The 21445-nt window shown below is 61.2% G+C and carries 17 protein-coding genes and 1 pseudogene; 10 read left to right on the top strand and 8 right to left on the bottom strand.

The window, feature by feature from the left end:
* The first annotated feature begins 24 nt into the window (after window positions 1-24).
* Together J5286_RS24475 and J5286_RS24470 are read left to right on the top strand one after the other, a co-directional pair.
* On the top strand, window positions 25-1056 hold the full coding sequence (locus J5286_RS24475; RefSeq protein WP_209192398.1) for a histone deacetylase family protein: 1032 nt from the start codon (window positions 25-27) through the stop codon (window positions 1054-1056).
* 21 nt (window positions 1057-1077) lie between these two features.
* Window positions 1078-2223: a serine hydrolase domain-containing protein gene (locus tag J5286_RS24470; protein ID WP_209192397.1), complete on the top strand. Its 1146-nt coding sequence runs from the start codon at window positions 1078-1080 to the stop codon at window positions 2221-2223.
* Window positions 2224-2234: 11 nt separating this feature from the next.
* Here the strand turns inward: J5286_RS24470 and J5286_RS24465 are convergent, their stop codons facing one another.
* Window positions 2235-3122 (bottom strand): DUF6030 family protein, encoded by an 888-nt coding sequence (locus J5286_RS24465; RefSeq protein ID WP_209192396.1) that lies wholly within the window; start codon window positions 3120-3122, stop codon window positions 2235-2237.
* Window positions 3123-3466: 344 nt separating this feature from the next.
* Between J5286_RS24465 and J5286_RS24460 the strand changes: the two genes are divergently transcribed.
* Entirely contained in the window at window positions 3467-4069 is a 603-nt protein-coding gene (locus tag J5286_RS24460) for an outer membrane protein (RefSeq protein WP_111565078.1), read from the top strand.
* A gap of 221 nt (window positions 4070-4290) precedes the next feature.
* Here J5286_RS24460 and J5286_RS24455 read toward each other — a convergent pair whose 3' ends face one another.
* A complete protein-coding gene (locus tag J5286_RS24455; protein WP_209192395.1) occupies window positions 4291-4587 on the bottom strand; it encodes a YkgJ family cysteine cluster protein in 297 nt (98 codons plus the stop codon).
* Window positions 4588-4811: 224 nt separating this feature from the next.
* On the opposite strand from J5286_RS24455, the gene J5286_RS24450 reads away from it, so the two are divergent.
* The 4 genes and pseudogenes from J5286_RS24450 to J5286_RS24435 all read left to right on the top strand — a co-directional run bounded on the left by J5286_RS24450 (window position 4812) and on the right by J5286_RS24435 (window position 8372).
* Complete coding sequence (locus J5286_RS24450) at window positions 4812-5015, top strand: cold-shock protein (RefSeq protein WP_018896919.1); 204 nt, start codon at window positions 4812-4814, stop codon at window positions 5013-5015.
* Between the two features lie 726 nt (window positions 5016-5741).
* Window positions 5742-6488 (top strand): annotated as a pseudogene (locus tag J5286_RS24445) (carboxymuconolactone decarboxylase family protein); the annotation flags it as partial.
* Between the two features lie 117 nt (window positions 6489-6605).
* A complete protein-coding gene (locus J5286_RS24440) occupies window positions 6606-7112 on the top strand; it encodes a GNAT family N-acetyltransferase (RefSeq protein ID WP_209192393.1) in 507 nt (168 codons plus the stop codon).
* 48 nt (window positions 7113-7160) lie between these two features.
* Entirely contained in the window at window positions 7161-8372 is a 1212-nt protein-coding gene (locus tag J5286_RS24435) for an MFS transporter (RefSeq protein ID WP_209192391.1), read from the top strand.
* Between the two features lie 72 nt (window positions 8373-8444).
* On the opposite strand, the gene J5286_RS24430 is transcribed toward J5286_RS24435, so the two are convergent.
* From J5286_RS24430 to J5286_RS24405, 6 genes are all read right to left on the bottom strand, one after another.
* Window positions 8445-11573 (bottom strand): efflux RND transporter permease subunit, encoded by a 3129-nt coding sequence (locus tag J5286_RS24430; RefSeq protein ID WP_209192389.1) that lies wholly within the window; start codon window positions 11571-11573, stop codon window positions 8445-8447.
* Between the two features lie 6 nt (window positions 11574-11579).
* Complete coding sequence (locus J5286_RS24425; protein WP_209192387.1) at window positions 11580-12770, bottom strand: efflux RND transporter periplasmic adaptor subunit; 1191 nt, start codon at window positions 12768-12770, stop codon at window positions 11580-11582.
* Window positions 12771-12812: 42 nt separating this feature from the next.
* Window positions 12813-13370 carry a TetR/AcrR family transcriptional regulator gene (locus tag J5286_RS24420; RefSeq protein ID WP_209192386.1) on the bottom strand — a complete coding sequence of 186 codons (558 nt, stop codon included), beginning with the start codon at window positions 13368-13370 and terminating at the stop codon, window positions 12813-12815.
* Window positions 13371-13481: 111 nt separating this feature from the next.
* Window positions 13482-14522, bottom strand: coding sequence for a zinc-dependent alcohol dehydrogenase family protein (locus J5286_RS24415; protein WP_209192385.1), 1041 nt, complete (start codon window positions 14520-14522; stop codon window positions 13482-13484).
* A 161-nt stretch (window positions 14523-14683) separates the two neighbouring features.
* Entirely contained in the window at window positions 14684-16267 is a 1584-nt protein-coding gene (locus tag J5286_RS24410; RefSeq protein WP_209192383.1) for a Na+/H+ antiporter, read from the bottom strand.
* Between the two features lie 156 nt (window positions 16268-16423).
* Window positions 16424-17107, bottom strand: coding sequence for a GntR family transcriptional regulator (locus J5286_RS24405; protein ID WP_209192381.1), 684 nt, complete (start codon window positions 17105-17107; stop codon window positions 16424-16426).
* Window positions 17108-17284: 177 nt separating this feature from the next.
* Here J5286_RS24405 and J5286_RS24400 point away from each other — a divergent pair, with 177 nt between their 5' ends.
* Genes J5286_RS24400 through J5286_RS24390 form a run of 3 tightly spaced genes read left to right on the top strand, consistent with a single transcriptional unit; the run spans window position 17285 to window position 21400 of the window.
* Complete coding sequence (locus tag J5286_RS24400; protein ID WP_209192379.1) at window positions 17285-18055, top strand: LamB/YcsF family protein; 771 nt, start codon at window positions 17285-17287, stop codon at window positions 18053-18055.
* A complete protein-coding gene (locus tag J5286_RS24395) occupies window positions 18052-19683 on the top strand; it encodes a 5-oxoprolinase subunit B/C family protein (protein ID WP_209192377.1) in 1632 nt (543 codons plus the stop codon). Before J5286_RS24400 ends, J5286_RS24395 begins: the two co-directional genes overlap by 4 nt.
* A 4-nt stretch (window positions 19684-19687) precedes the next feature.
* Entirely contained in the window at window positions 19688-21400 is a 1713-nt protein-coding gene (locus J5286_RS24390) for an acetyl/propionyl/methylcrotonyl-CoA carboxylase subunit alpha (protein ID WP_209192375.1), read from the top strand.
* Window positions 21401-21445 lie beyond the last annotated feature (45 nt).

Here is a 21445-nt window from a genome sequence, read left to right as displayed (position 1 = left end):
ATTTTCCAGCGAATGGATGTTTTGATGAAGACCGTCTTCTCTCCCCGCCATCGCGGGCATGCCAACCAGCTTGAGCTTGTGGCGGGCGACATCGTGCCCGGCTTCGAGTTGACATCGCGGGCGGAGTATATCGCCGCCCGGGTCGCGGCGGTCGAACTCGGCGCGATCATCGAGCCGGCGGAGCATAATCTCACCACAGCGGCGCGGGTTCACCGCAAGGATTATCTCGATTTCCTGCCGAAGATCTGGGACCGATGGACGGCGGAGGGACGGACCGGTACGGCGCTGCCATTCACATGGCCTACACGCGGCCTGCGCGGCGATGTCCTTCCCGATTTCATCGATGGCCTGCTAGGCTACTACTCCTTCGACGCCGGTTGCGGCATCGTCGAGGGCTCGTGGGATGCGATCAAATCTTCCCATGACGTGGCGCTGACGGCAGCCGGCCTGGTGCAATCCGGCGAACGCGCCGCCTTCGCGCTCTGCCGCCCGCCCGGCCACCATGCCGGCGCCGGCTTCATGGGCGGCTATTGCTATATCAACAATGCCGCCGTGGCCGCGCAATGGCTGCGCGACAACGGCGCCAAGCGGGTATCGATCCTCGACGTGGACTACCACCACGGCAACGGCACGCAGGAGATTTTCTACGCGCGAGATGATGTGCAGGTCATCAACCTGCATGCCGATCCGATGCAGGAGTACCCCTATTTCCTCGGCCATGCCGACGAGCGTGGTATCGGCGCCGGCGAAGGCTTCAACCTCAACTACCCAATGCGCTTCGGCACCGACTGGACCAGATGGAGCCAGTCGATGGACGACGCCTGCGGCAAGCTGCTTGCCTACGCCCCTGATGTGGTGGTCGTTTCGCTTGGCGTCGATACGTTCGAAAAGGACCCGATCAGCAAGTTCAAGCTCAGGACCGAGGACTTCTCCAAGATCGGCGAGCGGATCGCCAGGCTCGGGCTTCCGACGCTGTTCGTCATGGAAGGCGGCTATGCCGTCGAGGAGATCGGCGTCAACGCAGTCAGCGTGCTGACCGGTTTCGAAGGCGCCTGATTGCCGGCGGGGAGTGACGGAATGCCTGAGCTGCTCTTCAATCGCGCGGACGTGACACTCGCCAATTGGCGCACCGTCCCATACAGCCGGTGGTCCTTCGAGCATGTCAGCGAGATCGTCCCCTCAGCGATCATCCCGGGCGCGCGTGGCGGAGACAGCACCGGGCCAATCGGCCTCGGTGCGCTGTCAGGCATCTCTTTCACAGGGCTGAAAGGTGCACCGTCATTGCTGCCGGACTTTCTCACCGAAAGCGAAACTGACGAATTCGTCGTCATGAAAGACGGACGCGTTATCGCCGACTGGTCCGCGCCTCATTCCGATCCAATGCGCCCCCACATCATATTCTCCGTCTCCAAGTCCCTGACCGGACTGCTCGGCGGAATTATTGCAGATGGAGGCCTGCTGTCCTTCGAAAGCCCGATCAGCCGCTATGTGCCCGAGGTCGGCGGCTCAGCCTATGCGGATGCCACGGTGCAGCAGCTGTTCGACATGGAGGTCAGCGTCGATTTCGTGGAAAGCTATCTCGACACATCAGGGGGTTTCGAGCGCTATCGCCGCTCCACAGGATGGAATCCTGAAAAGCCTGGCGATCCAGCACCAGATCTGAAGTCATTCATCTGCGCCATCGGCAAAGGCACCGGAGCACACGGCGAGCGCCACGCCTACCGCTCGCCGAACACCGACCTTGCCGGCATCGTTCTCGAACGCGCCGCTGGAGCGCGGTTCGCCTCGCTGCTCAGCGACCACCTGTGGAAGGCAATCGGCGCCGGAGCGGATGCCGTGGTCACCGTCGACCGTATCGGCACCGCGCGCGCGGCGGGCGGCATTTCAGCCACCGCACCGGATCTTGCCTTGGTGGGTGATATTGTCCGCAGACGCGGCGCCGGGATCGTTTCAGAGGACTTCATCGCTGGCCTCTGGTCGCGCAAGCGCCGCGAGGCATGGAAGAACGGCGATCAGCTGGAGCTGTTTCCGGAGGGAAGCTACCGCAATTACTGGTACGAGACTGGCGCCGGAGAACTGACAGCGATCGGCATTCATGGCCAATGGATTTGGATACACCCGGAGAGCGAAACTGTGATCGTCAAGCTGTCGTCGCAGCGGTTGCCGGTTGATCCGTCTCTAGACCACGCGATCGTGCGAATGATGCGGGCAATCTGTGCATAGCGCGCTGCCGGTCAGCGGGAGGCCACGCCCTGCTGGCGATACACACCTTGCTTCGATGCCAACTGGCTGATCGGCAAGGAGAGTTCGGTAATGCGCGGATCCGGCGCCTCGACCCATCGCTCCGGCGAGAAGTAGGCCTTGGTGCGTGTCTGCGGTCCGGAACCGGCAGCAACGACAAGCATGAAATTGTAGCTGTCTTGGCTCTCGGTATCGCGCCTGAAACTGAAATAGGCTCCGAACCGCTCGTTTTCGAAATCACGAAGACTACGTATGGGCGCCAGCGCGTCCTGGAAATCACGCCACCCTGCCTGCCGGACCAAGGTTTCGAATATCTTCATGTGACCGACGTCCAACCGCCCCTCCGCGTCCGTCGGCGGACCGACGAGCCTTCCCCGGATTTCCACGATGTCGCCGCTCGCATTGCCTTTGACCCTCAGGAACACCGAGTTAAGCGGCCGAACGTCGTTCTTTTTGTATATGCGCTGGAAATAGCATTCGTGGCTGGTGCTGCGCATCGAGGGCGCGCGCCATTCGCTTGTCTCTATACCGGCATCGCGCAGCGCCTTGCAGACGGTAGGCCCGGATACCCGCCACATGCGCAGGAACTGGGCCGCCACGTTGGGTTCTGGGGCTTCGATCAAGCGAAAGGGGATGTCTACCGGTTGCGCCGCCGGCAGCGTGGACGTCGCGGCCGGCTCGACAATCATGGGCGGCTGTGGCGGTTCATCGAAGATTTGAACGCCGACATAACGAAAGAGGTGTTCGAACCGCTGAGGATCGCCAAGAAACAGCGCAGCAGCCGCGAAGCACGGCAGGATGAGGAAGAATATCGACCATACGGACCTGCGGATATTGTTCCGCAACGGCACTTTCACCTGTTCTTGTGATGCATCACTCACCAAATCCATCACCTTCGCGGCTGGATTATAAGTTAAAGCTCATGTTCACAATGGTTCAATACATTCGAATTGGCAATCTCTTGATCGCGAATTCATGCTGCAACGCGAAAAAATCGGTCGGCATTACCATCCGTCCCACGCTTTGAGCGATGGGAATACACCAGCAATCACATCCGTGCGATTGGCCGGCAAGTTAAGAAACTATTTATGAAATCGTGAAAATTAGAGATGGACGATCGTGGCAATGCGGCATTCGCGCGCGTTGCATCCCAATGACGTGGTTCAATGAGTAAATGCTCACGCGCTCGACGGTGCGTAGCAATGCGTATGGAGTATAGCGTATCATGAGTATCAAACACTTCGCGGCAGCCCTTGCCGTCAGCCTTCTTGCCTCGCCGGTTCTCGCCGCCGATTTCGGCTCCTACGACCAGCCGTCTTCCGGCAGCTGGGAAGGCGCCTACGCCGGTGTTCACGGCGGCATGGCCTCTCCGAACCTCAACCCCTTCTCCGGCAACAAGGGCCTGAGCGTCGGCGGACAGGCGGGCTACAACACCATGGTTGGCGGCGCGGTCGTCGGCGGCGAAGTCGAAGCCTCTTACCTCGGCGACAGCCGCGTGAAAGTGGAAGACGGCAAGCTCAAGGAGCGTCACCGCCTGAGCGCCAAGGGCAAGGTCGGCGCACCGATCGACCAGACGCTGATCTATGGAACGGCCGGCTTTGCGATGACCAACTTCCGCGACAACGGCAACATCGCCGGCCCCGACGGCTGGAAGCCGGGCTACATCCTCGGCGCAGGTGTCGAGCAGAAGCTGACGTCCAATGTTTCGGCTCGCGTCGAATATAACTACACGATCACCAACAGCGTGCGCACCTTCTCCAACGGTGTCGGCACGACCGGCAACGTCCACGACCACACGCTCAAGGCCGGCCTCAACGTCAGCTTCTAAGAGCGGCAAGGATGGCGTCGATGACGGCGCCATCCTGCCACGCGATGCAGCTGAGAGCACCTCCTGCTCGACCTTGCGCTATCAAGCCCCATCACCGCAGACCTCGCTCTGATCGGGACATGAATTCTCGCAGATATCGTGTTTGATGGCGGAGCGAGCTCCCGATCGGCGCGTTCTTTTTTAACGCGCTGCGACGATATCTGAACGAAGGAGCCGCCTCGTTAACGGAAACCGAAGGCGGCGCGCGCCTCCAGGCATTCGCCGTCACCCGGAAGGCAGTCCCTGCACACTTGCGGCCTGATCTCGTAAACCAGGCATGATGTGCTGGAGCCCACGGTGCCATCCAAGGCCGAGCAGCGGTTGTCATGGCAGCGCATGCCTGTCTGGTCATCCGCAACAAGACGGGCGGGCAAGCGGTCGAGATCGGCATCCGATTCAGTGGAGAATCGGGGCCAGCTTGACGAATACGAACAGCAAGCGCCGCAGGTCTGACAATCGAAATCGGCTGAAATGGTCATCGTTGCTCTCTTTTCCGGAGAATACGCTGCGCAGGATGCAACGAGACTCTGTCGATTTTAGCGCTGTCGCCCGTGTTGCACGCCGAACTGAGCCGCATACCGGCCAAAATCCTATATTTCATGCAAATGAAATGGCTTCGACGCATGCTGGGAGTTGATGGACGCGCCACAGCACTATAGGTTCGCGTCGCCATTGCAAGCAAAACACTTAAAAGGGAATATCCATGCCTGAGGGTACAGTTAAATTCTTCAACGAGGACAAGGGCTTCGGTTTCATCACGCCAGAAAACGGCGGAACCGACGTTTTCGTTCACATCACGGCACTGCCGCGCGGCGCTTCGCTTCGCGAAGGCGACAAGGTCAGCTTCGATCTCGGTCAGGACCGCAAGACCGGCAAGTCGAAGGCTGAGAACGTCTCCATCCTCTGATCGAGCGCTTGAAGCGTCCAATCTGCCGCCCCGCGCGGCAGATTGGATCAAGTTCGAAGGTGATTGCCACTGATGGCAGCAAACCAATACTAACGGTAGATGGAGCTTATATAAAAAGTCGCAATCCACGCGAGTAACGTAAGTATACCAAGCACAATAATTAAACGACGCAACTGCTGCTCCACGCGATTTCATGCCATTATGGAAACCAATACGCAGCTAACGTCGATCTAGTTTCACTTCCTATTAACTTTTTGTTAGCGCGGCCCATCGCGACGCCTGTGTAGACACGATCGTCAAGCATAGTCCCAAGCAAAGCGGGATCACCAGGCCGGAAACGGGTCTTCGAGTTTGGACCAAGGCCATGGTTCACCGTGCGAAGACCACTTCCTCGGCCCGAGCCGATAATGGGCGCCACCTATTTCAACCGATCAGGGAATATCCTTTTGGCTGGTGGATTCCTCGAAGCTATATCTAGCTTTTCACGGAGCCTTGAGTCGCCGTCGCTTGAATGCGCAACCGTGCAATCGTCCCGCACCCCTGCTGAATCACCTGCAACCCATTGATGGAACGCATCTTTCAGGCCGGGAGATCGCTCAAACCGTCCATTGGCTCGGACCGGCGCCGATCTATGAACCGAGAATATAAACCCATTCGGTTGTGACGATCTAATCCGGGGCATTGCAGCCACCATGTATAGGGCGATCAGCATTGAGAGGAACCGAGATGAAAAACATCACCGCGAGCTTTGCAATGACGGCCCTAGCAACCGAAAGCGAGGCACAGGATCGCAAGCCCGCCGCGCCGGCGGCCGTCTATGAGGTCGCTCCGGGGTTGGGACACTTCACTGACGATATTCTTTTCGGCGAAGTCTGGGAACGAGCCGAACTCACGCCGCGCGATCGCAGTCTCATTACTGTCTCAGCGATCGTCTCGACTGGAAGGACAGTGCAGATCGGCGCACATGTTCGCCGGGCGCTGAACAACGGCGTCACACCGGCCGAGATCGGCGAGCTGATCACGCATCTCGCCTTTTATTCCGGATGGCCGAACGCGATCTCGGCCGTGATGGAAACCAAGAAGGTATTCGACGAACGATGCGTTGCGCCGGTGACGGACAGCGACGCTGCGAGGATCGAACTGGAAGTTTCCGCGGAAGCAGCGCGCACGGCCAGCGTCAATGCCGGCGTCGCGCCGACAGCACCGGCGCTCGCCGATCTCACCAACCGCGTCTTGTTCGGCGATCTCTGGCAGAGGCCCGATCTCAGCGCGCGTGACCGCAGCCTTGTCACGATGGCAGCGCTCATCGCCATGGGGCAAGCTGAACAGCTTCCCTTCCACGCCAACCGCGCGATGGACAACGGATTGACCAATAGCGAAGCGTCTGAAGTCGTCACCCACGTCGCCTTCTACGCCGGGTGGCCAAGAGCGATGTCGGCCGTGCCGGTGCTCAAGCGGGTGTTCGAAACACGTCCGGGCGAATGATGTCATGAAATAACAGACAGAGATCGGCTGGCGGACGTTATCGAACGATATAGAATAGATCGTCACCAACGACCCCGCCGACCATCGTACGGGCTTCAGGGACCAATGAAGAGAACCGCCTCAGCCTCATCCGAGCTCATTATTCGCAACGCCTTGCCGCTGGACGCTCAGGTCATGGGCGCGTTTGGCACGCTTCTCGTGGCACTTCATCACAAGCTCGATCCTCAACGCTTCATTGAAACAACAAGAGCCACACCGTCAGGCTATGCCCGTTTCCTGGGGAGGAAGATCGACGACCCGAACGCAATCATCCTCGTTGCAGAACAAGGCGGCATATTGCTGGGCTACGTCTACGGGGAAATCGAAGGTCATGATTATATGGCTTTGCGTGGTCCTGCAGGCGTCGTGCACGATCTGTTCGTTGATGCGTCTCGTCGACGCGAAGGCATTGGACGTTCACTTCTCCAGGCCATCTTGTCCGAAATCACGGCACGTGGCGCAGAACGCGTTGTCCTGTCCACGGCTCACCAGAACAAGACGGCACAACAATTGTTCGCAGCTCTCGGCTTCCGAGCGACTATGATCGAAATGACCCGCGAGCTAAAAGACTAGCCGAGCGCTTTATCACGTCTCCCTTCAAACTGCTCTCCAGGAAATGACATGTCGACAACCGAACTTCCATCAGCACCGAAAAGCATTTCGGGCGGGATGACCTGGCTATTTGCGATCGTCGGCGGCGCCGCAGTCGGCAACCTCTATTGGGCACAGCCTCTGCTTGCCACGATCGCGAAATCCCTCGATGTGCCGATCGGCTCGGCAGGCGCCCTGGTGACGACCACGCAGATCGGATATGCGCTGGGTATCGTTATGATCGTGCCACTCGGTGACGTGGTAATCCGGCGCCGGCTGATCCCGCTCGTGATGTTTCTCTCCGCCCTGGCTTTGCTCGCTACGGCGCTGGCAGCCTCTTATGTGATGCTTCTGGCATCTCTCACCGCTGTCGGCCTGACGACGGTAGCCGGCCAGTTGCTCATTCCGCTCGCAAGCGACCTTTCCAGCGCCGAGGAGCGTGGGCGAACGGTCGGAACGATCGTCGGCGGTATCCTCATCGGCATCCTGCTGTCACGCACGATCAGCGGCGTCATCGCGGACGCCTTCGGCTGGCGTGCCGTCTATTTTCTCGCCGCCGCGACAACTGCATCTTTCTCGGTTCTGCTGACGCGCGTGCTACCGGCTGAGAACCAAAGGCCACGTATCGCCTATGGGCGGCTGCTTGCCTCGGTACCCACCGTCGTCCGCAAGCATAGATCCGTGCAGGTGACGTTGGCCATCGGCACCATTGGCTTTTGCACCTTTACCATGTTCTGGACAGGCCTCACTTTCCTGCTGAGCGCGCCGCCGTTCTCGTACTCGCTCAGCCAGATCGGCCTCATGGGTATTGTCGGCCTGGCCGGTTCGCTTGCCGCACGACGTGTCGGCTGGCTGCACGATAATGGATACTCCGCAGCTGGCACAGGGGCTGCGCTTGTGTTGGCGTTTGTTTCGCTTGGGATTAGCGCCGCCGGGACTGCCAGCATTGTGGCTGTCGCCGTCGCGGTGCTGCTTTTCGACGTCGCGATCCAGGGCAACAATGTGCTCAATCAGACCCGCATTTTCTCGGTGGAGCCTGAAGCCCGCAGCCGCCTCAACACCGCTTTCGTTTCTTGTAATTTCTTCGGCGGCGCGCTCGGCTCCCTGCTGGCGGGCTTTCTCTGGGAGCTTGGCGGCTGGACGGCCATCATGTCAGGCGCAATGGCCCTGATCTGCTTCGCCTTCCTTATGTGGGTGGTGCAGCGCCGGCATATCCAAGTCTCGCACGGACATAGCGGATAGTTCTCAGCCCCGTCTGGCTGCAGGGATATCTGTGCGCGCGACCTTCGTGCCGCGCGCACTTGGCGTGGAGCATCAGCCACGCGTCTCTTCGACGTCCTCATCCTCGACAGGCCTTTTCGTCCGCATCACTTTCAAGACGAAGACAAAGAAGGCGGGCACGAAGAAGATCGCGAGTACGGTCGCTGAGATCATGCCGCCGAGCACGCCCGTTCCGATGGCGTTCTGGCTGGCGGCACTTGGCCCGGTGGCAATCGCCAAGGGGACGACGCCGAGCGTGAAGGCAAGCGACGTCATCACGATCGGTCGGAAGCGCAGCTTGGCGGCGCCAACGGCCGAATCCAGCAGCGATCTGCCTTCGGCATAGTAGTCTTTCGCGAACTCCACGATCAGAATGGCGTTCTTCGCCGACAGACCGATGATCGCGATCAATCCGACCTTGAAGTAGAGGTCGTTCGGCATGTCGCGCAGCATGACCGCCAGTACCGAGCCGATCACGCCTAGCGGCACGACCAAGATGACCGAGATCGGAATGGACCAGCTCTCATAGAGGCCCGCGAGGAGCAGGAACACGAAGAGGATGCTGAGGCCGAACAGGAACGGCGCCTGGCTGCCCGATGTGATTTCCTCCAGCGACTGGCCGGACCATTCAAAGCCGAAGCCTTCAGGCAATTCCGACGCCAGACGTTCCATTTCAGCAATGGCCGCACCGGTCGATTGCCCCGGCGCCGGCGCACCCGAGATGCGCACGGTCGGATAGCCGTTGTAGCCGACGATCTGTGGCGGGCCTTTCTGCCACTGCGCGATCGCGAAGGACGACAGCGGAACCATGCCGCCGCTGGCATTGCGGACATTGATCTTCAGCACATCCTCGATCTGCAGGCGGCTGCGATCCTGCGCCTGCACGATCACGCGCTGCATTCGTCCCCTGTTCGGATAGTCATTGATGTAGGAAGACCCAAGATTGGCCGTGATCGCGTTGTTGATGTCCGCGAACGTCACGCCGAAGGTGTTGGCCTTCTCGCGGTCGATGACGAAGAGAACCTGTGCGGCATCCGGCAGTCCTTCCATGCGCACGCCGGTCACGACCTGGCTTTGCGCGGCCTTCGCCATCAGTTCGGCCGTCGCCTGTGCGAGCGCCGCTTGTCCGAGGCCCGCACGATCCTGAAGACGGAAGGAGAAGCCGCCGGTTGTGCCGAAGCCCTCGATTGGTGGCGGCGACAGAGCAAAGGAGGTCGCATCCTTCAGTGCGAAGAGTTGCATGTTGGCGCGGTTGGCGATGTCCTGCACCGAGTTGCCCTCGCCGCGCTCAGACCAGTCTTTAAGCGTGACGAATGCAAGACCCGCATTGGCGCCATTACCCGAGAAGCTGAAGCCCTGAATGGCAACGATATTGGCAACGGCCGGCTCCGCCTTGAAGATCGTTTCGATCTTGCGGATGGACTCGATCGTGCGGTTCGCGCTTGCTTCCGGCGGGCCCTGAATATCGACGATCAGGAACCCCTGGTCCTCGTCGGGAACGAAGGATGTCGGCAGGTTGACGAACAGGTAACCGAGACCGACGGCGAGCGCGAGATAGACGACCATCATGCGGCCGGCGCGACGCGCCATTCCGGTGACGGATGCGGCATATCCGTTGGTCAGCTGCTCGAACTTGCGGTTGAACCAACCGCCCGGGCCGCCCTTTTGATGATGACCGCCCTTGATCGGCTTCAGGAAGGTCGCGCAAAGTGCAGGCGTGAGCGACAATGCCAGAAAGGCCGAGAACAGGATAGATACGACCATCGTCAGCGAGAACTGACGGTAGATGATACCCGTCGATCCCGGGAAGAAGGCCATCGGAATGAAGACTGACGATAGAACAAGCGTGATCCCAAGGATGGCGCCGGTAATCTGCCCCATCGCCTTGCGCGTTGCCGCCTTGGGCGACAGCCCTTCCTCGGCCATGATGCGTTCTACGTTTTCGACGACGACGATTGCGTCATCGACAAGAATGCCGATCGCAAGAACCATCGCGAACATGGTCAAGACGTTGATCGAAAATCCCGTCGCATACATCACGGCACAGGTGCCAAGCAGCGCCACCGGTACCACGAGCGTCGGAATGACGGTGTAGCGGAAGTTCTGCAGGAACACGAACATCACGATAAAGACGAGGACGATCGCTTCGAGCAGGGTGTGGATCACCTTCTCGATCGAAGCAGAGACGAACGGGCTGGTATCGTAGGGAACGCTGTACTCGACGCCCTTCGGGAAGAAGCGGCTCAGCTGGTCCATTTTGGCCTTGATTGCCGCGGAAACCGCAACGGCATTGCCGGTCGATGACAGCTGAATGCCCAGCGCCGCTGACGGCTGACCATTGAGGCGACTGGTGAAATTGTAGGATTCCGCGCCTTGCTCGATACGGGCGACATCCTTTAGCCGAACCGTGGAGCCGTCGGGATTGGCGCGCAGGATGATCTCGCCGAACTGTTCCGGCGTACCCAGCTGACCCTGGACGAGAACGGTAGCCGTCAGATCCTGGGTGATGGGGTTCGGACTTGCTCCGATCTGTCCCGCCGCCACCTGTGCGTTCTGCGCAGTAATCGCCGCGTTGATATCGTCAGTGTTGATGTTGAGGCCGACCATCTTGTCGGGATCGATCCAGACACGCAGAGCGCGCTGTGCGGCGAAGAGCTGGGCACGACCGACACCATCGATGCGTCGGATTTCACCGATGACGCTGCGATTGATATAATCGCCGAGCTCGACCTCGTCCCGACTGCCGTCGGTCGACGTCATCGAGACGATCATCAAGAACCCGGAACTTGCCTCTTCGACGGTCACGCCCTGCGTACGCACGGTGGCGGGCAGTCTCGCCTCGACGCGGCGGATCGCATTCTGGACATCGACCGATGCCTGATCGATGTTGGTTCCCGCCCGGAAAGTAGCGTTGATGCTGACCGAGCCGGAATTGTCCGAGGTCGATTCAAAATACATCAGGCCGGCAACGCCGTTCAGCTCATCTTCGATCTGGCGCGTCACGCCCTGATAGATTTCCTGCGGCGATGCGCCAGGATACGCCGTGGAGATCGTCAGCTGCGGCGGCGCGACCTTGGGATACTGCGCAATCGGCAGGAACGGGATGGCGATGATCCCGGCGATGGAAATGAACAACGCGAAGACCCAGGCCAGAATCGGCCTGCGAATGAAAAGTTGTGCCATGATCGATTACTCCGGTGCCTTCGCGGGCTGCTGAGACGAACTCGTCGCTGGATCGGCGGGTTTCCAGGCCTCAGGCGCCACCTTCCCACCCGGCTGAACCTTCTGGACGCCATCGACGATCACGGTTTCGCCCTGCTTCAAGCCACTCTCGACGAGCCATTCGGAGCCCTGCGCCTGGCCGAGCGTGATCTTGCGAGGTTCCGCGACATTGTCGGCCCCGAGCACATAGACCTGCGCCTGGCCGGTATCGTTGCGGATGACCGCGCGCTGGGGAACGGTGACGGCATTGTGCTTGACGGCCTGCTCGATCCGCACGCGGACATACATGCCGGGCAGCAGGTCGCTCGCCTTGTTCGGGAATTCCGCCCTCAGCGTCACCTGTCCGGTGTTGGAATCGACATTGGCGTTCGCGAATAGAAGCTTGCCGGGCTCGGCGTAGAGCGAGCCATCGTCGAAGACCAGTTCGACACGCGCCTCGCCTGGCGCCGTGCTCGCCAGTGTGCCGGCAGCCACGGCCTTCTTCAGGTTCAGCAGTTCCTGCGCCGATTGCGTGAAATCGGCGTAAACAGGATCGACCTGCTGGATCAGCGCCAGGTTCGACGTTCCATCGGCTGTCACCAGCGCGCCTTCTGTCACCAGAGCGGCACCGATCACGCCGGAGATGGGCGCCCGAACCTCGGTGTATTCGAGATTGATCTTTGCCTCGTCGAGACCTGCCTCGGCGGAAGCGACATCGGCGCTTGCCTGAGCGAGATTAACGGCCGCGGTGTCGTAATCGATACCTGATGCGATATTGCGGTCACGAAGGCTCTTCTGGCGCTCAAGCTGCAGTCGCGCATTGTCTTCGATCGACTTGGCGCGCTGAAGGGCCGCTTCCGCGCTCGCGACGCGAACCTTGAACAGGCGTGGATCGATGCGATAGAGAACATCGTCCTTCTTCACCGTTGCGCCCTGCTCGAAGACACGCTCCTGCAGAATGCCGGAGACCCGCGCCCTCACCTCCGAGATACGGGTCGCGGCGATGCGGCCAGGAAGCTCGTTGACAACAGGTACATCCCTGCCCTTGAGTTCGACAACGCCGACCGCTGGCGGTGGCATCGCGGCTCCCTCTTGAGCCGACGCGGCTCCAGATGCGGCAATCAGAAAAGTGGTGGCAATCAGGCACAGCTTCAGGCGCGCCGTTCTACTACGCTGCATTCCGTATTCCTTCTTGAATTGCACCGCACCCCTTAGGGTGCGTCATGTCTTGTCGGCGTAAGAGAGATAGATTGACCGTATGCCGTCGAGAATCTCACGCCGCTCCACCTCCGGCCACGTATGAAATGTAAAAAGCTCCGTGCAGAAGAAGCCTGTGAGCGCCAGGTAGGCCATGAGCGCTGCCTTCGGCCGCGCGCCCTCCGCCATCTTTCTCAGATCGAGATCGCACCACTCCCGCATGGTCTCCTGAAGCTTGTCACCGCTTGCCATCGAAGCACTCACCGCCATCGCAACGGCGCGATCGGTGTCATCAATTGTGCTCTCGGCTGAAGCGATGCGGCCGAAAAGCTCCGGATGCGGCGTATCCTTGGCTGCCTGCACGCATTCTTCGACATGCGCGATATCAGCTTTGAATTTGCGGTCGACGAGCGCCTCCAGCAATCCGCTCTTGGACTTGTGGTCGTAGACCACCCTCGCTTTGCTGACACCAGCCTCCTGGGCGACGGCATCGATCGAGAGGCCGGCGGCACCCAGGCGCACAACGACGCGCTCGGCAGCATCGAGGATGTCATCTTCGCTGATTTTTCTCGTACGGCCCATCGCACGCTCCTGTTCGGCGATTTATTTACGAACGGTCGTCTTTAAATGCAAGCGCAAAATTGCTGCACTGCAAATTCGCCGGCTCGATACAGTGCAATGCCGAGAGCAGTTCTAGAAGCTGGTAATGACCGCGATACCGGGCGTTTCAGCCTTGTCCATGGTCATCAGCTCGGGAATGGCTTCGGCAAGGCCTATCTTCTTGGAGATAAGCTGCTGCGGCTTCATCTTGCCAGATGTGATCATCGTCAGCATGGCGTCGTAGCGCCACGCCTGCATGCCGTGGCTGCCATAGATCTCAAGCTCATGGCCGATCACCTGCGCCATCGGAATCTGCGGCGTCGCATGCTCTCCGAGCATGAGGCCGACCTGCACATGCCGGCCGCGGCGACGAAGATTCTTGATCGAGTTGAAGCAGGTCGTCGGGTGGCCAAGCGCGTCGATCGAAACATGCGCGCCGCCCTTGGTGATCTCACGCACGGCTTCCACCACATCCGGCACGCTGCCAGCGTTGATGGTCGCGACGGCGCCGCATTGGCGAGCAAGCGCCAGCTTGTCCTCTGTCAAATCGATACCGATGACGTTGGCACCAAGCGCTGTGGCAATCATGATAGCCGACAGGCCGACACCGCCGCAGCCGTGCACGGCCACCCAGTCGCCTGGGCCGGTACGAGCCTGATCGGCAACGGCGCGGAAGGACGTAGCGAACCGGCAGCCGAGGCTGGCGGCCGTCGCGTCATCGATTTCTTCCGGCAGGGTAACGAGATTGGTATCGGCGTAGTCGATCGCCACATATTCGGCGAACGAACCCCAATGAGTGAAACCGGGCTGGAACTGGCTAGGGCAAACCTGCTGGTTGCCGGAATGGCATTCCGCGCAATGGCCGCAGCCCGAAACGAAAGGCACGGTGACACGATTCCCGACCTTAAAGCGCATCACGCCCTTGCCTGTCGCTACCACTTCGCCGGCCAGTTCATGGCCGGGCACATGCGGCAGCTGGATATCCGGATCATGCCCCTTCCAGCCATGCCAATCGCTGCGGCACAGCCCGGTCGCCCCTACCCTGATCACCACGCCGCCGAACGTCGGCGCAGGATCGGGAAGCGTCCGGATCTCGGGCTTCTGTTCGAACGCTTCGTAATACATGGCCTTCATGATGAATTCCCTTGGAGTTCATATTGCTCACCCGATTTTTCAAGGCATCGGGCGGCATGATCGCTTTGTCACGCTATAATAATCTAAAGCCTTTACAAAGCCTGCCTGCGCACTGGCGGCACACACCCGCCGGACTTTTCAGTTCGAGATTTCTCGTTGTTTCAAGCCTTTGCGGAGATCGAGCTTAGCTCCTCCAGATCGAGGTCGCGTTCGAGCTCACGCAGGGTCTCGTCATCGATCTCACCCGCGCGATGAAGGCGAACGAGTTCCTTGCGGCCAGCCGCAATGGCTTCGAGAACAACGTCGAAATGCGCCTGCAGCATCGGCACATAGTCCTCCGTACGAGCCGCGTAGTCGACGATCGCGGTCGCGCGGTGTTCGTATCGTTTCAGCAGTTGCGGATGGATCAATGTGCCGGCCTCATCGTACGCCAGACCCTGCACAGTTGAGAACTGCACCTGCGCCATCGCAGCCTCCGCCTGGCTCATGGTCATCGGAGCGCGCTCCGTTTCGGCCTCTCCCAGCCCAGCCCACGCGATCACCCTGCCGAGCGTCGTCCCCTGGATGAGCACTGTACCGGCGATCACAACGAAAGCCGTAATCAGAATGAAGTCTCGCTCTGGAAAGTCTTGCGGCAAACTCAGCGCGAGCGCCAACGTGACGACACCGCGAACACCCGCCCAACCAAGCACGGACGCTCCTCCAAGGCCCAACGGAACGGTCTTCGCAAAGCCAGCGGAATTGCACAGACGGACAACAAGATCGGCGCCAAACACCCAAAGGAATCGCGCCAGCACCAGCGCAACGAGAACGACGACGGCCGGAAACGCCATGGATTCGATCACTGCGCCAAAGCCACCACCGCGCTCGATCACGTCCCTCAGCGACAGGCCAATCAGGATGAAGACCGCAGCTTCCATCAGGAAGATGACGACCGTCCAGAACGACGTTCCCCGCATCCGCGTCGCAGCCGAAAGAACCGTGTGCTGATGCCAGGACGCGATCAGCCCCGTCGTGACCGTCGCAATGACGCCGGATACATGAAGCTGCTCTCCAAGAAGGTAGGCAACCCAGGACAGCAATGCCGTGGAGGCGATGATCAGATAGTCATCTTGCAGTCGACGAATGAGTTTGACCCAGATGGTTCCCACGACAATCCCGACGGCAGCACCGCCCACCGCCAGCAGAGCGAATGTACCGACAGCATCAAGTGCGCTGAAGGCACCGGTCGCCACCGTTGCCACGGCGAACCGAAAGAGAACCAGACCGCTCGCATCGTTGAGAAGACTTTCGCCTTCAAGCAGTATCTGCAGCCGACGCGGCAGCCTCACCCGCTCGAGAACAGCGCGTGCGGATACGGCATCAGGCGGCGAAACGATCGCCCCCAAAGCCGCGCACGCGGCCCATGGCAGTGACGGCATCAGCAGATGGACGACCACGGCGATCACAGCGGTGGTGAAGAACACGGCACCGATCGCGAGCGAGGCAATGCCGAGCATATGACGACGCAGCCGTTCGAGTGCGATGGACCAGGCACCATCGAGCAGCAACGGTGGGAGAAATATGACCAGCACCAGTTCCGGATCGACCGTGATCGCCGGTAGGCCGGGAAGAAAGGCGAGAAGCGCACCGCCAGCAAGAAGCGCGACCGACGGTGACAGCCCTAGGCGATGGGCGAGATAGTGAAGCGCGATGATCGCCACGAACATTGCGATCACAAGTTCAAAGAGATGCGTGCTATCCATGTTCCTCCCCGCCGAAGCCATTGTCCGCACCGCACGAAGTCGCGCGACCTGCGCCGACCCGCTTGCTATGTACAGGCGCGGCGGTGCTACCGCAGCACAGTTAACCTCATCGGAAATCGCCTGCCAATACTCGAAGGACGGACTGGATTTCTGCCGTCAATCGCGCGCCCAATGCCTCAACTTCACGCGCTGGAGAATCGCGAGAACGGATCGTTCCGAGCGCACCAGATAGGCGTCCAGCTGATCCAGTGCCGCCTCGATGTCGCCAGCTTCGAGAGATGCAAGAAGCTCGCAGTTCAAGGCAATGTACGGGTCATGCAGGTGCGCGGTGTCCTCGAACTGAGCAAACACCAGCCGCAGCTCCGCCAAAACGAGCTCAAAGCATGCGCTTAGTCGAGGGCTATCGCATAGGTCGACCATCGAGCGATGAAACTCCATATTGATCGTGCCGACGCTTCGCCAATCGCCAGCCTCTCGCGACGCCTCTGTCCGGGCCAAGAGCTCCCTCATGCGCGCTAACGCCGGGTGCGTACGGACAGCGGCACGAACGGCGCCTTTCTGGATAACATGCCTCACTCTGTAGATATCAACGACCGAAGCTTCGCCCGGCGTGGCGACGAAGACGCCGCGGTTGGGTATGTGAACCAGCAGGTTCTGGCTCGTCAGCAGGCGAAATATTTCGCGCAGCGTGTTGCGCGAGATCCCGAACTGGGCAGCGATCTGCTGTTCGGAAAGCTTGGCGCCCGGCGCCAGCTCACCCGAGATCAGCATCTCGCGGATCTTTCCCGCAATCTGTGCCGTGAGCGGCTCGTCTTCCATCTCAGCAATCGCCGCACACATTGTCGATGCCCTTTCCGCGTTTGTTCGAGACACCATATCGATCTGCAGCATCCGGATCGGGCTGATCACCCATTCCACAGCACATTTCAAAAATCGCGTCGCGCATATTGTTCAACAATTGATATTGCTTTATTGAACAATAATCCGTGACGTCAGTATTTTCAATGGAGATGGACCATGGCGGCAATCGATCTTAACAGCGATCTAGGCGAAGGCTTCGGCCCATGGCCGATGGGGGATGACGCGGCCATGCTGGCGACGGTGACCAGCGCCAATATCGCCTGCGGCTTTCACGCCGGCGATCCCGCGGGAATCCTGACGGTGCTCAAGGAAGCGACGCGGCGCGGTGTCGCGGTCGGCGCCCATATCGGTTACCGCGACCTGGTCGGCTTCGGCCGGCGCAACATGGATCCGTCGAGCGCCGAACTCGTCGGCGATACGATCTACCAGATCGGCGCCCTGCAGGGGCTGGCGAAGGCGGCGGGAACGAAAGTGCGCTACGTGAAGCCGCATGGCGCGCTCTACAACACCATCGCGCATGACGCCCGCCAGGCCGCCGATGTCATCGAAGGCATCAAGGCCATCGATCCGAACCTTGTGCTGATGGCGCTGGCCGGCGCGCCGATCGTGGAACAAGCGCGTGAAGCCGGGCTGACTGTCGTCTGTGAAGCCTTCGCCGACCGCGCCTATAACGTCGATGGCAGCCTCGTCAGCCGTCGCCTGGAAGGCTCGGTGATCCACGACCCGCAAGCCGTCGCCGAGCGCATGTTGCGCATGGTCAACGATGGGCGCGTGGTGGCGATCGACGGAACCGACATCGCGCTCGACGCGCAGTCGATCTGCATTCACGGCGACACGCCGGCGGCCGTCGCGATCGCCCGCACGCTTCGGCAGACGCTGGAAGCACGCGGCGTCGAGCTCAAGTCCTTCGTCGATATGTCGTCATGAGCGAGCGCCTGCGTTTCCTGCCTTCAGGCAGCGACAGTTTCCTCGTCGAGCTCGACGACATCGCCGCCACCCTGACCCTGCTCGATGCCCTTTTGGCGGCAGGGCTCGAAGGCGTGCGTGAAGTCATCCCGGGCGCACGCACCGTCATGGTGCGCTTCGATCCGTGGCTGACGAACGCCGCAGGGCTTTACGAAAAGATCGCCGCCCTCGACCTCTCCACGCGGTCCTCCCGAGGCGGAGAGCTGTTCGAGATCCCGGTTGCCTATGATGGCGAAGACCTTGGCGATGTCGCCGAGATGCTCGGCTGCACGGTCGAAGAGGTCATCCAGCGCCACACCGAGGCGACCTATACCGTCGCCTTCACCGGCTTTGCCCCCGGCTTCGCCTACATGACCTGTGACGATCCACGCTTCGATGTACCCCGGCGCAAGAGCCCCCGAGTAAAAATCCCCGCCGGGTCGGTCGCCATCGCCGGCAAGTTCGGCGGCATCTACCCATCCGACAGCCCCGGCGGCTGGCAGCTGCTCGGCAAGACGCCGCTCGCGATGTGGGACACGACGCGGGAGCGCGCCGCGCTGCTGGCGCCCGGCGATCGCGTGCGCTTTCGCGACATCGCCAAGGGCGCTGTCGTCCCGGTCTCCTCACCCAAGCCGTCAGTCAATGACGCTCCGGCACAGAAAGCCGGATTGCTGGTCACCCGCGCGGATCGTCCGGCACTCTTTCAGGATCTCGGCCGACAGGGTCTCGCCAGCCAGGGCGTCTCGGAATCCGGCACGCTCGACCGCACGGCGATGATCGAGGCTAATCGCTGCCTCGGAAATCCGCGCGATACCGCCGTGATCGAAGTGCTCTTCGGGGGCTTCACCTTCAAGGCCGATCGGCCGGTCACTGTCGCCATAACCGGCGCCCCCTGCCCGCTGACGATCCGTACGGCGGCTGGTGGCGAGAGTAGCGCAGATTTCGCAAGCCCGATCGCCCTTGATGCCGGCGACGAACTGGTGCTGGGCATTCCGCCCGAGGGCATGATGAGCTACCTCGCCCTGCGTGGCGGCTTCGAGGTCCAGCCGGTGCTCGGATCGGCGGCCACCGACACTCTCGCCAAGGTTGGCCCGGCGCCGATCGCGGCCGGTGATATCCTGGTTCCGGCCGAGCGGCGATCACTTGCGGTCATGCCGGCCGACGCCATGGAGCGGCGCCTGCCGCGTGCCGGCGAAGTCGTGACGCTCGATATCGTGCTTGGTCCGCGCACTGACTGGTTCACCGAGCAGGGCGTCTCCACGCTGACATCGCAGGAGTGGGACGTGACGCCCCAGTCCAGCCGTGTCGGCATGCGCCTCGACGGTAAGGTGGCGATCGAGCGTTCCGACAATGCGGAACTGCCCTCCGAAGGCACGGCACTCGGCGCGATCCAGGTGCCGCATAGCGGGCAGCCCGTGCTCTTTCTTGCCGATCACCCCCTGACAGGCGGCTATCCGGTCATCGGCGTCGTCGCCAGCCACCATCTCGACCTCGCCGGCCAGATCCCGATCGGCGCCCGTATCCGTTTCAATCCGATCTCCGCCTTCGAGCCGCGCGAGGTCATCGCCGGCGCGGACGTTGCCTCGGCTCCGAGCAAAACAGGACACTGATTTCATGAAAAAGCTGCTCATTGCCAATCGCGGCGAAATCGCCATCCGCATCACCCGTGCCGCCCGCGACTATGGCGTCGCCTCGGTTGCGATTTATTCGGATGCCGACGCCAGCTCGCTGCATGCCGAACTTGCCGACGAAGCGTATGGCCTCGGCGCCGGTCGCCCCGCGGACACCTATCTGAACATCGAGAAAATCCTCGAGATCGCCAAGCGCGCCGGCGCCGACGCCGTCCACCCTGGCTATGGCTTCCTCTCGGAACGCGCGGAGTTCGCGCAAGCCGTCATCGATGCCGGCCTGATCTGGGTCGGCCCAGCGCCTGACGTCATCACGGCGCTCGGCGACAAGGTCGAGGCGCGGCGGATTGCCGAAAGCGTCGGCGCACCGCTGGTGAAGGGCTCCGCCGGACCGCTGGCCTCTGCCGCCGAGGCAGTCGCCTTCGCCCGCGAAGCCGGATTGCCTCTGGCGATCAAGGCCGCATTCGGCGGCGGCGGGCGCGGCATGAAGGTGGCGCACCATATCGACGAAGTCGGCGAACTCTTCGATTCCGCTGTTCGCGAGGCTGTCGAAGCCTTCGGCCGCGGCGAATGCTACGCCGAGCAGTTCCTGGAAAAGCCGCGCCACATCGAAGCGCAGGTGATCGCCGACAGCCACGGCAACACCGTCGTGCTCGGCACCCGCGACTGCTCGTTGCAGCGCCGCAATCAGAAACTCGTCGAAGAGGCGCCAGCTCCCTTCATTACCGAAGAGCAGCGCCAGCGTATCCATGACGCTGCCCGCGCGATCTGCGCCAAGGCGGGCTATACCGGCGCCGGCACGGTCGAGTTCCTGCTCTCGCAAAACGGCACGATCTCCTTCCTCGAGGTCAACACGCGCCTGCAGGTGGAGCATCCCGTGACCGAGGAGACCACCGGCATCGATATCGTCATCGAACAGCTGCGGATCGCCGATGGCGAGCCGCTCTCGGTGACGGAAACGCCCGAGCCGCGCGGCCACGCCTTCGAATTCCGCGTCAACGCCGAAGATCCGGGCCGTGGCTTCCTGCCGACGCCGGGTCTCATCACGCGTTTCCGCGCACCATCAGGTCCCGGCATCCGCCTCGACACCGGCGTCGAGAGCGGCTCGGAAATCCCCGGCCTCTATGATTCCATGATGGCGAAGCTGATCGTGACCGGCGCCACCCGCGAGGAAGCGCTTGTTCGCGCGCGGCGCGCACTTGCCGAGTTCCGTATCGAGGGCGTGGCGTCCGTGCTGCCCTTCCACCGTGCCGTTCTCGAGGAAAAGGACTTTACCGGCGAAGACGGCTTCAAGGTCTTCACCAACTGGATCGAGACAGAATTCCGTGGCGTCGCCTCCTCGCCGAGGATCGAGCCTGCCGACGGCAACCTCATCCGCAGCTTCATCGAGATCGACGGTAAGCGCCACGAGATCGGCTTGTCGGCGGCACTGTTTTCCGGCCTAGCCGCCGCCCCGCAGACAGCAGCACCTCAGGCATCCCAACAGCGCGAAGGCGCCGTAACAGCGCCTATTCCAGGCACGTTCCGGCAGTGGCTGGTCGAGGACAATGCGACGGTTACCGAAGGCGAGATCGTTGCCGTGATCGAGGCCATGAAGATGGAGACGCGCGTCGCCGCACCTAAGGCTGGCACGATCAAGCTCAGTGCCAAGGTGGGCGACAGCGTCGCTCTTGGCGCGGAGCTGGCGATCATCGCGTAAGAGAAAAGGCAGAGTTCAAAACAGGAAAGCCGGTGGGTCTTGCGA

The sequence above is a fragment of the Rhizobium sp. 16-488-2b genome (assembly GCF_017741815.1).
Taxonomy (GTDB): Bacteria; Pseudomonadota; Alphaproteobacteria; order Rhizobiales; family Rhizobiaceae; genus Rhizobium.
The sequence above is the reverse complement of the archived record's forward strand: the minus strand, read 5'-3'. Positions and strand labels throughout refer to the sequence as shown.